The following is a 13,307-nucleotide window of genomic DNA, read 5'->3' on the forward strand; positions in this document are numbered from 1 at the left end:
AGTGTCGGCCTGTTGGCTGCCGCCGCGTTGGTGCCGATGGCTTCGCTGACCGCGACCGCCCGGCCCGCTGCCGCACCGGCCGATACCGCGAAGGCGGCGACGCCGGCGAAGCCGTTCGTGCAGGGGACCAAGACGGTCGCCGCGTACGACTACGACAACGCGATCCATGAGCGCGTCCAGGTCGACGTACCGGGGGTGGACGGGGATCAGAACGGGATCACCGACCAGATCACCGTGGACATCGTCCGGCCGGGTGAGGCGGCTCAGGCCGGGATCGACGTTCCGGTGATCATCCAGGCCTCGCCGTACTACGCGAGCGACCCGAAGACGTACTTCGACGCCAACGGTACCCGGCAGATCTTCTCGACCTGGCTGGACAACTACTTCGTACCGCGCGGCTACGCGTTCGCCTACGTGGACATGCCGGGCACGTTCCGCTCGACCGGCTGCAGCGACGTCGGCGCCGATCTGGAGGTGCGCGGCACGAAGGCCGTCATCGACTGGCTGAACAACCGCGTCGGCGCCAAGACCCCGGCCGGTGCGCCGGTGAAGGCCGACTGGTCGACCGGCAAGACCGGCATGATCGGTACGTCGTGGAACGGCACGATCGCGAACTCGGTCGCCAGTACCGGCGTCAAGGGGCTCGAGACCATCGTCCCGATCGCCGCGATCTCCAGCTGGTACGACTACACCCGCAGCAACGGAGTGCCCTACTACGACGAGTACATGGGCTTCCTGCACGACTACGTGAGCAACGACCTCAGCCCGCGCTGCGTGCAGCTGACCGGCGAGATCGAACAGGACTCCGACACCCGTACCGGCAGCTACAGCCGCTGGTGGGACGACCGCAACTACCGGCTGGACGCCAAGAAGGTCAAGGCGTCGGTGTTCGTCGTGCACGGCCTCGACGACGAGAACGTGAAGACCCGGCAGTTCGGTGAGTGGTGGGACGAGCTGGAGAAGCGCGGCGTACCGCGCAAGATCTTCCTGCACCAGGGCGTGCACCTGGACGGCTTCAGCTTCCGCGACACCTACGTCAACCAGCTGCACCCGTGGTTCGACCACTACCTGCAGGGTCTGCCGAACGACGTACTGAAGGCTCCGCAGGCGACCATCCAGCGCGAGGACGGCAGCTTCACCACCGAGGCGCGTTGGCCCGCGGAGGGCGCGAAGAACACCAAGCTCGGCCTGAGCAAGCCGGCCGGTGAGACCGGTGGCCTGTCGATCGCCGCGCCCAGCAGCGCACCGATCAGCTTCACCGGCACCAGCGCCGAGTCGACCGACAGCGTCGTGCTGGACCCGTCGACGGCGCGGTCCGACCGGGCGGTGTTCGTCAGCAACGACCTGGAGCAGGCGGTCCGGCTGTCCGGCACCGGCAAGGTCGAGGTCCGGGTCAAGGTCGACAAGGTTGCCGCCGGCATCAAGGCACGCCTGGTCGACTACGGTACGGCGACCCGCTACACCAACGTCACCAACGTCCCGAACACCCGCACCTGCTGGGGTGACGGCAACGCCCTCGACACCGGCTGCTTCGCCGACACCAAGGTCAACACGGCGGTCTCGAACACCGCGGTCGTGGTCCGCACGCTGGCCGACATCGGCCACTACAAGTCGCCCGACGAGAAGGTCTCGCTGCAGTCCGGCAAGTGGTACGACCTGACCTTCGAGCTGAACGCGGACGACGTCGTGTTCAAGGCCGGTCACCGCCTCGGCCTGGTGCTGACCGTCGAGCCCGACAACCCGTCGGTGCCCTTCACCGGCGCGACGATCACGCTGGACCCGGTCAAGTCCTCGCTGACCCTGCCGCTCACCGGCGCCACGGCCAGCCTGACCTCACCGGAGAAGACGCAGACCCGCGTCCAGGCCACCCAGCTCGCCCAGCCCGAGCCGGAGAAGGACCCCATCAAGCTGATGGAACAGTTCGTCGAAGCCTCGCGGTAAAGCGAAAGGCCCCGGCATCAAGCCGGGGCCTTTCAGTTCGCAGCGTTCGCAGAGGGTTTCGCCAAGGCCGAGTACGCCGACACCAGCAGCTCCGCGTCGTGTTCCCAGTTGAGTTCGGCGCCCGCGGCGCGTACGCCGTCGACGTAGCTGGGGTACTCGGCGATCAACGCACGCACGGCCGCGGCGAGCGATGCGGCGTTGCCCGGCTCGTACAAGGTGCCGAGCTGGTACTTCGTGATGACGGCTCGCAGCTCCGGCAGATCCGCGGCCACCACCGGTACGCCGGCACGTACCGCGTGGAACAGCTTGTTCGGCAGAGCCAAGCGGTGGTTCTCACACGTGTTGGTCAACGTGACCAGGGAGATTCCCGAGTCCTGCAAGACCCGGTCGACCTCGTCGATCGACGTCTCCGGCACCTTCTGCACCGGACCGAGGTCGAGCCGGTAGTTGGGGTCGACCGAGCCCATCAGCAGCGTGGGGAACGGCGCGAGCTCCTGGGCAGCACCGACGACCGCCGGCAGGTCGCGGCCCGCGCCGACGCGGCCGGCGTACAGGAGGCCGGTGGGTGTTGAAGGCAGGACAGGAGCAACCTCCGCCCGCGGGAAAGTGTTGCGGATGACGCGCACATCCGTCAGCCCACGCGAGCGCAGCCGTACGGCGATCCCGTCGCTCACCGTGAACACCACGGCGGCCTGACGTGCCAGGCCGAGCTCGAAGCGCCGTCCACGGATCCGCCACAACGGCGTGGGCCGACCGGGCAGCGCGCGGTCGAACCACAGCTCATGGCTGTCGTAGACCAGCGTCGCCGACCAGCGAGCGGCGAACGACGCGGCCAGTTCCAGAGTGTTGAAGTCGTGCGCGTGCACGACCTCGAAGGGGTCCAGCTCCGCCAGCCGAGCGGCAGCCGCAGTACGCCACTGCTTCTCCGTGCGCAGCCGATGCTCGGGCAGCAGCAGCCAACGGCCGAACCGCTGCACGAGCACCTTCACCCCGCGCTGGCCATGACCGACCGCCGGGCCGCTCCCCCCGCGGAGACCCGCGGAGCGAGAGACCGACTCGACCGTCGCGCCGCCGTCGAGCGTGAAGCCCTCCGGCACGTCGCGACCGATCACGTGCACGGTGTGGCCGGCCGCGGTCAGCGCGGCGGCCTCGCGCAGGATGCGCGAGTCCCCGGCGATCGGGGACTGCGCAACCATCAGAACCCGCATGTCACCGTCCGCCGGGACTCATCGGCCACCCAGGAAGGGCAGCAGCGCCTCGACCGACTTGCGCCCGTCGTGCAACTCCCGGACGTACCGCGGTCCGGCATCGGCGATCTTGCGAGCCTCTTCGCGCTCGACCACCAGCCGCTCGATCACCTCGGCCAGGTCGTCCGGCGTCGCCTCCACGATCGGAAGCTCGGTCGGCAGCAGGTCGCGCACGTGATCCGCGACGTGCCCGACCGTGGTCCGGCCGGCCGCCATCGCCTCGCAGGCGAAGACGCCGTACGAACCGAGCAGCATCTGGTCGACGACGATGTCCGCGTCCTTGACCATCGCCATCAGCTCCGGGTGCGGAACACCCTGCACCCGCTGGTACTTGATCAGGCCGCGGGCATCCAGCGCGGTCAGCACCGGGTCGACGAACACCGACCCCTTCAGCGCGCTCGCCGACGGCGCGTGCAGCACCACCGGCACCTCCCGATCCATCACCGGCACGTTCGAGGCCAGCGAATCGGGATCGACGACGACCGGCAGCCACTCGCTCTCCTCGACGTACTCGAGCAGATCGGGCGTGGTGACGAACCGCGGACCCTCGTACTTCACCAGGTGCTGGCGGAGCAGGTCGTTGGCCGCCTGCAGCCGCATGGTCAGCTCGTCGGTGCGGTCCGCGAACGGCGAGAACTGGTACTTCGCCCGGTGCCGGGCCGGGTCGCGCACCTCGGAGCCGTGGAAGACCAGCCCGTGCCGGATCCCGGCCGCGTCGAGCATCGGCACGTCCTGGTCCCACATCTGCCCGGGCAGCTGACCGAACATCGGCCGGCCCGCCTCGAACAGCACGTGGGTGACGTTCTGCAGTGCCCACGCGGTCAGCTCCAGCTGCCAGCGCAGGTCCTCGCGGTACTGCTCGTACGTGCCGGTGCGGTGCACCTTGAAGTCGTACTTGCCGCTCCCGGTGGTGAGCGACTCCGCCGCGATCGTGGGAACCTCACGGACCACCGCGCTCGTCCACAGGTACGCCTGGCCGGCACTGTTGACCGGCCCGACCAGCAGCCGCCGTCCGGGCGCCTCGGAGTTGGCGTCCAGCACCGGCTCCAGCTGCGTCCGGCCGAGCATCTCGGTGTAGAGCGCGCGCAGCCGATCGGCCTGACCGCTCCACGCCGCTTCCAGCTTGTACGCCGGGTCGGCGAGCCGCTCGCGGTAGGTGTCGGTCCGGCTGAGCAGCAGTTTCGCCTTCTCCGCCAGGTCGGCACTGTTCGCAGCCTGGAAGACCTCGCCGATCCCGGTCCGGGTGACGAACTCCTTCATGCTGGCCATGTCGCTGACCAGCACCGGCAGCCCACCCAGGCTGTACTCGAACAGCTTGTTCGGCATCGCCATCTCGTGGTTGGGAGCGCGCAGCATCGGGATGATGCCGGCGTCCGCCGTGGAGAGGAAGGCGGTCACCTCGGCGGGCGCGACCGGGTGCAGGTAGTGCATCCGGTCCTCCACCCCGAGCTCGTCCGCGAGCTTGCGCAGCGCGTCGACCGCGGGCTGCTTCGGCGACGGGACGGCGACCACGGCGAGGTGCACGCCGGGCATGCTCGGCAGCGCCTGGATCGCGGTCTCGATGCCCCGGACGACCGTGATGCCGCCGCTGTAGACCAGCAGCGGAACCTCGGCGGGCAGCCGCAGCTTGCTCCGGATGTCCCGCTCGATCTCCACCGACTCGGGGATGTCCGGGGTGTTCAGGATGACGGTCGGCAGATGCGGGAGCTTGTGCTCCTTCTTCAGCCGGTCGGCGATCGCCGAACTGACCGTGACGACACGGTCGGCGGCACCGAGGTACTCGCGCTCGTGGTTGGCCCAGGCGGCGATGTACTTCCGCGTGCGAGCGCCGTACCGGGCGATGCCGGGGACGTACTCGTGCGCGTCGTACACGACCTTGAGGTCCTTGCCACGCAGCTTGGCCCGGCCGGCCGCGCGTGCGGCCACGCCGATCACGTGCATGTCGTGCGCGTGCACGACGTCCGGCTCGAGCCGGTCGATCAGGTCACCGAACGCCAGCTCGAGATCGATCGCCTCCGGGTGCACCCGGCGCCAGCGGGCCGGCCACGTCATCCGGTGGTGCACGCCGTCCCAGGCCCGCCAGGCGGACTTGAACGGCTGGTTCAGCTGGTTGCCCAGGCCCTGGCGGACCCAGATCCCGCGCCGGGCGGCCTGCCAGCCGACCCGGCGTACCAGCCTGCTGAGTACGCCGACCTTGAAGGCGACCTGTCCGGCGGAACCGGCCTTCTTCGCCTGGATCGCGTGCCCCGAGTCGGCCTTCAGCTCCTTGAGCCCGGCCTGCACCCGGTGGCTGCGCGCGAGGTAGGCGCGCTTGGACGGATAACCGACCAGCGGCGGCCGCCAGGTACGGCGCTTCGTCCGGCCGGCGTTCCGCTCGTCCCGCAGGACGAAGGGGACGGCCACCCGGACGACCATGGCGCCGTCCAGCATCTCGCGCGACTGCTGACCGTTGGCCGCGACCCCGAGCACAGTGACCTGTACTCCGGCCTCGGCCAACGCTGCTGCCTCTTTACGGACCCGGCTGTCGTTGGTGACGTCGTTCGCAACGAGCATCACCACCCGAAGTTCTTCCGGGGAACGCGTCACTGACGCACCGACCTTCCGATCACGATCCGACGGACACCCGCCCAGCGGGCCGGGTCGGTCGCGTCGCGACCGTCGACCAGCACCTGCACACCCGGCAGCTCGGCCGGGGTCAGTGCCTTGTACTCCGGGTGGTCGGCCTGCAGCACGGCGGCGTCGACGGCGTCACCGAGGTGGTAGGCCGCGAAGCCCAGGCCCTGCAGCTCCTCGTCGGAGTACATCGGGTCGTGCACGAACACCTCGGCACCCCGCGACTTCAGCGCCTCGACGGCCGGGAAGACCCCCGAGAACGCGGTCTCCTTGACCGCGCCGCGGTAGGACGCGCCCAGCACGACGACCTTCGCGCCGGACAGGTCGCCGTACGCGCCCTCGAGCAGACCGATGGTGTACTCCGGCATGTCCAGGTTGGCCTCGCGGGCTGCGCGGACGACAGTGGCCTCCGGGTCGGTCCACAGGTACAGCCGCGGGTAGACCGGGATGCAGTGGCCGCCGACGGCGATGCCGGGGCGGTGGATGTGGCTGTAGGGCTGTGAGTTCGACGCCTCGATCACCTGGTGCACGTCGATGCCGTTCTGGGCGGCGAACCGGGCGAACTGGTTCGCCAGGCCGATGTTGACGTCGCGGTAGGTGGTCTCGGCCAGCTTCGCCAGCTCCGAGGCCTCGGCCGAACCGAGGTCCCAGACGCCGTTGCCGCGCGGCAGGTCGGTGCGCTCGTCGAAGTCGAGGACGGCCTCGTAGAACGAGATGGCGCGCTTGGCGCCTTCCTCGGACAGCCCGCCGACCAGCTTCGGGTACTTGCGCAGGTCCGCGAAGACGCGACCGGTCAGCACCCGCTCGGGGGAGAAGACCAGGTGGAAGTCGGTGCCCTCGGTGAGGCCGGAGACCTCCTCGATCAGCGGCTTCCAGCGGGTCCGGGTGGTACCGACCGGCAGGGTGGTCTCGTAGCTGACCAGGGTGCCCGGGGTCAGGTGCTCGGCCAGCGAACGGGTGGCGTTCTCCATCCAGCCGAACTGCGGCTCGCCGGTCTTCTCGTCCACGAACAGCGGGACGACGATGACGATCGCGTCGGCGCCGGGGATGGCGTCGGCGTAGTCGCTGGTCGCCCGCAGGCGGCCGTCGCCGACGGTCTCGGCCAGCTTCTCGGCCAGGTGGGCCTCACCCGGGAACGGCTCCTGGCCGGCGTTGACCAGGTCGACGAAGGACTGGTTGATGTCGACGCCGACGACTTGATGCCCCTTCGACGCGAACTGGACCGCCAACGGCAGACCGATCTTGCCTAGGGCAACTACTGCTACTCGCACGAAAACTCCACTGGGTATGAATCGTTCATCGGGGACCTCGCAAGCGCTTCTCCAGCGGGTGTTCCACCAGCTTGTAGAGCAGTGCGGAGGCAGCGATCGAGAGTGCCAGGACACCGGCGTACCAGGTCAGGTTCGACCAGCCGATCGGGCCGGCCACACCGTGGAACTCCTTGATCGCGTAGAGGATGGTGGCGTGCACCAGGTAGAAGGAGTACGACCACTGGCCGAGCGCGACCAGCGGCTTGCTGCGCAGCCACGACCGGCCACCGCGCATGTCCCGGGAGGCGACCGCCAGGATCAGCAGGCCGTACAGGACGGTGAGGATCTCCTTCTGGGTGAGCCCCATCGTGGTGGCCAGCGGGAACGTCTTCGCGTGCACGCCGGAGTAGTAGAGGGTGTAGATGCCGACCGAGAAGATCGCGAAGGCCAGCGGTACCGGCAGCCACGGCCGCCAGCCCGACCGCAGCGCGATCGCCAGGCCGATACCGAACAGGAACGCGACCGAGTGCAGCACCGGCTGCGGCAGTACCGGCACCGTGTCCGGGAAGTGGAACAGCGCCAGCCGGTACCCACCGCCGACCGCGACCGCCGCCAGACACAGGAGTAGCCCACCGGGCACCTTGAGCCGCTGGGTGAGCCGCCAGACGAACGGGAAGTAGGCGTAGAAGAACATCTCCACCGACAGCGTCCAGGACGCCGGGTTCCCGGCGTACAGGATGGTGGGTTCGTTCGACCAGCCGTGCAGCAGCACCAGCGACAGCAGCAGGATGCCGATGTCGAAAGGCTTGATCCAGCTCATCGCCGGATCCGGGTCGAACCGGTAGAAGACGAAGACCGCGAGCAGCAACGCCACCGCGTGAGCCGGCCAGATCCGGGCGAACCGGCGCCGGTAGAACGTGCCGACCTTCGTGTGCGGCTGCGCCGACCAGGTCAGCACGAACCCCGACAGGACGAAGAAGAACGTCACGCCGGAGGTGCCGTACTTGAGGAACTTGTGGATCGGCAGCGGCGCGAGGTTCGTCATGTGGTGCGCGAACACGAAGAACGCCGCCCACCAGCGCAGACCGGTGAGCGACTCGACCCGCGGCAACCGCTTCTTGGGCGGCGCGGCGCCAGGTTCGGCCGGCACCGGCGCCGTCGGCTCGTCGTGAGCCAGCGGCGCGGGAGCGACCAGCTCCTGGCCCTCTTCTTTCTCCTCGGCGGCCTTCGTCATCTCGCTATCCCGCGGCGAGTGCGGCGACGACCCGGCCGGCCGCCTGACCGTCGCCGTACGGCGCGGCCTGGGCAGCGGTCGGAACCGGACGAACGGCCAGCTCGGGCAGCTTCGACAGATCCGTGGTGAGCACGTTCCAGCCGTCCTCGACGGTCTCGGTCCACTCGGTCTCGGTGCGCAGCGTGGTGCACGGCGTACCGAGCAGGAAGGCCTCCTTCTGCAGGCCACCGGAGTCCGTCACGACGCCGACCGATCCGAGCACCGCCGCCACCATCTGCGGGTAGGCGAGCGGCTCGGCGGTGTGCAGCGAACCACCCGGACGCTCCAGCTTGATGCCGAACTCCGCGCAGCGCGCGACCAGCCGCGGGTGCGCGAGCAGCAGTACCGGGGTGTCCAGCGCGGCCAGGCCGTCGACGATCGCGGCCAGTTGCTCCGGGTCGTCGGTGTTGTCGGCCCGGTGGATCGTGGAGACCAGGTACTCGCCCTGCTTGAGACCGTCCGGCAGGTCCAGCGGCTGGTCCTTGACGGCGTCCCGGACCCGGAAGCAGACATCCGTCATGACGTCGCCGACCAGCCGGGAACGGTCCTTCAGGCCCTCGTTGGCCAGGTGCCCCATCGCGACCTCGGTCGGCGCGAGCAGGATGTCGGCCGCGTGGTCGGTGAGGACCCGGTTGTGCTCCTCCGGCATCGACCGGTTGAAGGAGCGCAGGCCGGCCTCGAGGTGCGCGACCGGCAGGTGCATCTTCACCGCCGACAGGGTGCCGGCCAGGGTGGAGTTGGTGTCGCCGTAGACCAGCACCCAGTCCGGGCGGTGCTCGTCCAGCACGGCGTCCATCGCCGACAGCATCGCGCCGGTCTGGACTCCGTGGCTGCCCGACCCGACGCCCAGGTGGACGTCGGGGGCCGGGATCTTCAGGTCGGCGAAGAACACGTCGGACATGTTCTTGTCGTAGTGCTGGCCCGTGTGCACGATCACGTGCTCGTGCTCGGTGGCGGCGAACGCCTCCGCTATCGGGGCGAGCTTGACGAACTGCGGGCGAGCCCCGACGACGCTGAGGACCTTCATGACCGGGCGGCTCCACCGTTCTCGCCGAGTACGCCGTTCAGCGCGTCGGTCAGCTTGACGGACTTGCCCTCGTCGGCGGCGGAGGCGATCACGGCCTCGGCGACGACGACGGTGGCCAGACCCTGCTGCAGGGTGACGATGTCGGTCTCCTTGCCCAGGATCGCGTCGCGGAACGCCTCGTGCTCGGCCTTCAGCGGCTCGGGCTTGGCGATCGCGTACCGGATCATGTCGCCCTCGCTGACACCGCGGAAGTGCGCGACGTCGTCCCAGGCGGTCTGCACGGTGCCGTTGGCGTGGAAGGACAGGTCGGCCGTCAGGGTGTCGGCGATGAACGCGCCGCGCTCACCGGTGACGACGGTCAGCCGCTCCTTCATCGGGGACAGCCAGTTGACCAGGTGGCTGGTCACGGTGCCGTCCTGCAGCTTGCCGGTGACGGCGATCAGGTCCTCGTACTGCCGGCCGCTCTTGTGCGCGCTCTGCGCGGACACCGAGGCGAACGGCGACTGGGTCACCCACGCGGTCAGGTCGATGTCGTGGGTGGCCAGGTCGAGCACCACGCCGACGTCGGCGATCCGGGCCGGGAACGGGCCCTGACGACGAGTGGTGATCTGGTAGATGTCGCCCAGCTCACCGGCGGCGAGCCGGACCCGCAGCGCCTGCAGCGCCGGGTTGTACCGCTCGATGTGACCGACGGCGCCGATCACGCCGGCGGCCTCGAACGCCTTGGCGATCTCCGCGGCCTCGGCCGAGGAGCCGGCCAGCGGCTTCTCGATCATCGCGTGCACGCCGGCCTCGGCCAGCGCCTTGGCGATCTCGGTGTGGTACTGCGTCGGCACGGCCACCATGCAGTAGTCGATACCGGCTTCGATCAGCTGCTCGACGTTCTCGTGCACCGGCAGACCGTTGGCCACGCCGTGCTTGTCACCACCCGGGTCGGCGACGGCGACCAGGTCGACGCCCTCGAGGGAGCCCAGCACGCGGGCGTGGTGACGGCCCATCATGCCCAGGCCGATCAGTCCGGCGCGAAGGTTCGCCATCTCAGGCACCTGCCTTCGCGACGGTGGCGACCGCGGTGACGATGCGGTTCAGGTCTTCCTCGGACAGCGAGGGGTGCACCGGCAGCGAGAGCACCTCGGCGGCGGCCTTCTCGGTCTCCGGCAGGTCCAGCTCACGCTGGAACGACGGCAGGCGGTGGTTCGGGATCGGGTAGTAAACGCCGCAGCCGACACCGTGCTCGTTGCGCAGCGCGTCGGCGAAGCCGTCGCGGTCGTCGGTGACGCGGATCGTGTACTGGTGGTAGACGTGGGTCGCCTCGGCGGCCACGGTCGGAATCGCCACGCCCTGCAGGTTCGCGTCCAGGAAGGTCGCGTTCTCCTGCCGCTGCTTGGTCCAGCCGCCGACCTTGGTGAGCTGCACCCGGCCGATGGCGGCGTGCAGGTCGGTCATCCGGTTGTTCAGGCCGACGACCTCGTTCTCGTACTGCTTCAGCATGCCCTGGTTGCGGAACAGCCGCATCCGGCGCTCGAGCTCGGCGTTGGCGACCGAGTTCATGCCGCCCTCGCCGGACGTCATGTTCTTGGTCGGGTACAGGCTGAACATCGCGAACTCACCGAAGGTACCGACCGGGGCACCGTTCCAGGTCGCGCCGTGCGCCTGCGCGGCGTCCTCGTACAGGTGCAGGCCGTGCTTGGCGGCGATCGCGCCGAGCTCGGTCATGTTGGCCGGGTGGCCGAACAGGTGCACCGGCATGATCGCCTTGGTCTTGTCCGTGATCGCGGCCTCGACGGCGGCCGGGCTCAGGCAGAAGTACGTCGGCTCGATGTCGACGAAGACCGGGGTGGCGCCGGTGAGCGCGACGCTGTTCGCGGTCGCGGCGAAGGTGAACGACGGGACGATGACCTCGTCGCCCGGACCGACGCCCGCGGCCAGCAGACCCAGGTGCAGACCCGAGGTGCCCGAGTTCGTCGCGACGCAGGCTCGGCCGGAGACCAGCGCTGCGCCGAACTCCTGCTCGAAGGCAGCGACCTCAGGACCCTGGGCGAGCATTCCGCTGCGCATCACACGGTCGACTGCCTCCCGCTCCTCCTGCCCGATGATCGGCTTCGCGGCCGGAATCGGCTGCACCATCAGTTCTCCTCCTGGTTTTCGCCGGCCGGCCGCAGCCGTCCGTCGGTTTCGATGTACATCTCGCCCGTTGTCGGGCACTTCCAGTCGCCGTTGCCGACGTCCTGCAACGGAACGCCTGCTTTGCCGACCCACTTGATCCGGCGGGCCGGGACCCCGGCGACCAGCGCGAAGTCTGGCACGTCCTTGGTCACCACCGCACCCGCGGCGACGGTGGCCCAGCGGCCGATCGTGACCGGTGCCACGCAGACCGAACGGGCGCCCACCGAGCTGCCAGTGCGCAGCGTCACACCGACGGCGTCCCAGTCGGACGCGCTCTTCAGCGTGCCGTCCGGGTTGATCGCGCGCGGGAAGTGATCGTTGGTGAGGACGACCGCCGGTCCGATGAAGACGCCGTCCTCGAGCACGGCCGGCTCGTAGACGAGAGCGTCGTTCTGGATCTTGCAGTTGTCGCCCATCGTCACGCCGGTGCCGACGTAGGCACCGCGGCCGATGATGCAGTTCTTCCCCAGTACGGCGTTCTCGCGGATCTGGGACAGGTTCCAGACGGACGATCCGTCGCCGATCTGCGCGGTTTCGTCGACATCTGCCGACGCTGCGATCCGGGACGTCACAAGGTCTCCTTCGGGTCAAGCCAGTCAGTGAGTGCGTGGGCGGAACGACGCCCGTCGTGCAGCTCCGCCACGAAGGCGGGGCCCGCGGCGGCCTGCTCGGCGGCCGCCGTACGGTCGGAGAGCAGGTCGGTGAGAACACTGCCGAGCGAATCGGGATCCGCCTCGACGATGGGCACCTCGCGCCCAGTCAGACTACGCACCCGATCGCGTACGGCCGAACCGACGTAAGAAACGCACAAACGTCCGGCGGCCAGCGCCTCGACCGCGGCGACGCCGTACAGGCCGATCCGGAGCTGGTCGACGACGATGTCCGCGGCGCCGATCACGGCCGGCATCTCACTGTGCGTGACTCCGCTGATCCGGCGGTACTCGACCAGGCCGCGGCCGGCCAGCTCGGTCAGTACCTCGTCGATCCGGTCGCTGCCCTTGAGCTGCGCGCTGGACGGGACGTGCACGACGACCGGGAGGTCGGTGGAGAAGAGCGGGCGCGCGGCCTGTGCCCACGGGGCCGGGTCGATCGCGACCGGCAGCCACTGCGCTCCCGGTACGTCGTCCAGCAGGTCGACCGTGGAGACGAAGACCGGGACGTCGGCTGCCTCGACCAGCTCGGCGAAGCGGGCTGCCTGGACCTCGAGCCGGTCGGTCAGCGGGTCACCCGGTGTGAACGGGGACCAGCGCTCGCGCCCGGCGTGGCGGCTCGGCAGGCGAATGTCGGAGCCGTGGAAGAGCAGGGCCGGCTTGATCCCGGCCTCTTTGAGCCGAGTCAGCTCGGTGGAACCGTCCTTCAGGCCGCGGGCGCCGAAGATCGGGCGCAGCGACTCCATCAGGACGTGCGTGTACGAGCCCAGGACGTGCTGCTCCTGGGCTCGCTGCCAGCGCGGCTGACCGAACCAGGTCAGCGGTACGCCGTAGTCGTCGCGAAACTGGAACTGGCCCTTGCGGTGCACCGAGAAGGCCGTCGCCGAGACGCCCTCGACGGTGTCGGCCGCGCGGGCCCAGGCGTATCCCTGGCCCGCGCTGTTGGTCGGGCCGACGAACAACCGGACCGGGGTGTCGGCCATCTGCGGGAAGGTGGGTAGCTGCGCGTAGCTGTAGCGCAGCCCCTTCAACCGTCGCCGGACCGCACCGGCGGTCCTGGCGATCGGCGTCGGCAGGTGGTCACGAAGTGTTCGCGCGGATGTCACCTGCACGCCCACTCCGCCAGCCCGGTCCGGCATT

10 protein-coding genes are annotated in these 13,307 nt (G+C 69.4%); 1 reads left to right on the forward strand and 9 read right to left on the reverse strand.

What is annotated here, in order from left to right:
- Nucleotides 1-12: 12 nt before the first annotated feature.
- Nucleotides 13-1,941, forward strand: a complete 1,929-nt coding sequence (locus OX958_RS34255) for a CocE/NonD family hydrolase (protein ID WP_270134511.1) — start codon at nt 13-15, stop codon at nt 1,939-1,941.
- Between the two features lie 32 nt (nt 1,942-1,973).
- Here the strand turns inward: OX958_RS34255 and OX958_RS34260 are convergent, their stop codons facing one another.
- Genes OX958_RS34260 through OX958_RS34300 form a run of 9 tightly spaced genes read right to left on the reverse strand, consistent with a single transcriptional unit; the run spans nt 1,974 to nt 13,306 of the window.
- Nucleotides 1,974-3,149 (reverse strand): glycosyltransferase, encoded by a 1,176-nt coding sequence (locus OX958_RS34260; RefSeq protein ID WP_270134512.1) that lies wholly within the window; start codon nt 3,147-3,149, stop codon nt 1,974-1,976.
- Between the two features lie 18 nt (nt 3,150-3,167).
- Nucleotides 3,168-5,774 carry a glycosyltransferase gene (locus tag OX958_RS34265; RefSeq protein WP_270134514.1) on the reverse strand — a complete coding sequence of 869 codons (2,607 nt, stop codon included), beginning with the start codon at nt 5,772-5,774 and terminating at the stop codon, nt 3,168-3,170.
- Nucleotides 5,771-7,072, reverse strand: a complete 1,302-nt coding sequence (locus tag OX958_RS34270) for a nucleotide sugar dehydrogenase (protein WP_270134515.1) — start codon at nt 7,070-7,072, stop codon at nt 5,771-5,773. Before OX958_RS34270 ends, OX958_RS34265 begins: the two co-directional genes overlap by 4 nt.
- A gap of 25 nt (nt 7,073-7,097) precedes the next feature.
- Nucleotides 7,098-8,285 carry an acyltransferase family protein gene (locus OX958_RS34275; RefSeq protein ID WP_270134516.1) on the reverse strand — a complete coding sequence of 396 codons (1,188 nt, stop codon included), beginning with the start codon at nt 8,283-8,285 and terminating at the stop codon, nt 7,098-7,100.
- Nucleotides 8,286-8,289: 4 nt separating this feature from the next.
- Nucleotides 8,290-9,351: a non-hydrolyzing UDP-N-acetylglucosamine 2-epimerase gene (gene wecB / locus OX958_RS34280; protein WP_270134518.1), complete on the reverse strand. Its 1,062-nt coding sequence runs from the start codon at nt 9,349-9,351 to the stop codon at nt 8,290-8,292.
- The gene (locus tag OX958_RS34285; RefSeq protein WP_270134519.1) at nt 9,348-10,388 is read right to left on the reverse strand and encodes a Gfo/Idh/MocA family protein; all 1,041 of its coding nucleotides are present in this window, start codon (nt 10,386-10,388) and stop codon (nt 9,348-9,350) included. The genes wecB and OX958_RS34285 overlap by 4 nt, the downstream gene beginning before the upstream one ends.
- A gap of 1 nt (nt 10,389) precedes the next feature.
- The gene (locus OX958_RS34290) at nt 10,390-11,481 is read right to left on the reverse strand and encodes a DegT/DnrJ/EryC1/StrS family aminotransferase (RefSeq protein ID WP_270139199.1); all 1,092 of its coding nucleotides are present in this window, start codon (nt 11,479-11,481) and stop codon (nt 10,390-10,392) included.
- On the reverse strand, nt 11,478-12,089 hold the full coding sequence (locus OX958_RS34295; protein WP_270134521.1) for an acyltransferase: 612 nt from the start codon (nt 12,087-12,089) through the stop codon (nt 11,478-11,480). Before OX958_RS34295 ends, OX958_RS34290 begins: the two co-directional genes overlap by 4 nt.
- Nucleotides 12,086-13,306 (reverse strand): glycosyltransferase, encoded by a 1,221-nt coding sequence (locus tag OX958_RS34300; RefSeq protein WP_270134522.1) that lies wholly within the window; start codon nt 13,304-13,306, stop codon nt 12,086-12,088. Before OX958_RS34300 ends, OX958_RS34295 begins: the two co-directional genes overlap by 4 nt.
- Between the last annotated feature and the right edge of the window lies 1 nt (nt 13,307).

Source organism: Kribbella sp. CA-293567 (assembly GCF_027627575.1).
GTDB lineage: Bacteria > Actinomycetota > Actinomycetes > Propionibacteriales > Kribbellaceae > Kribbella.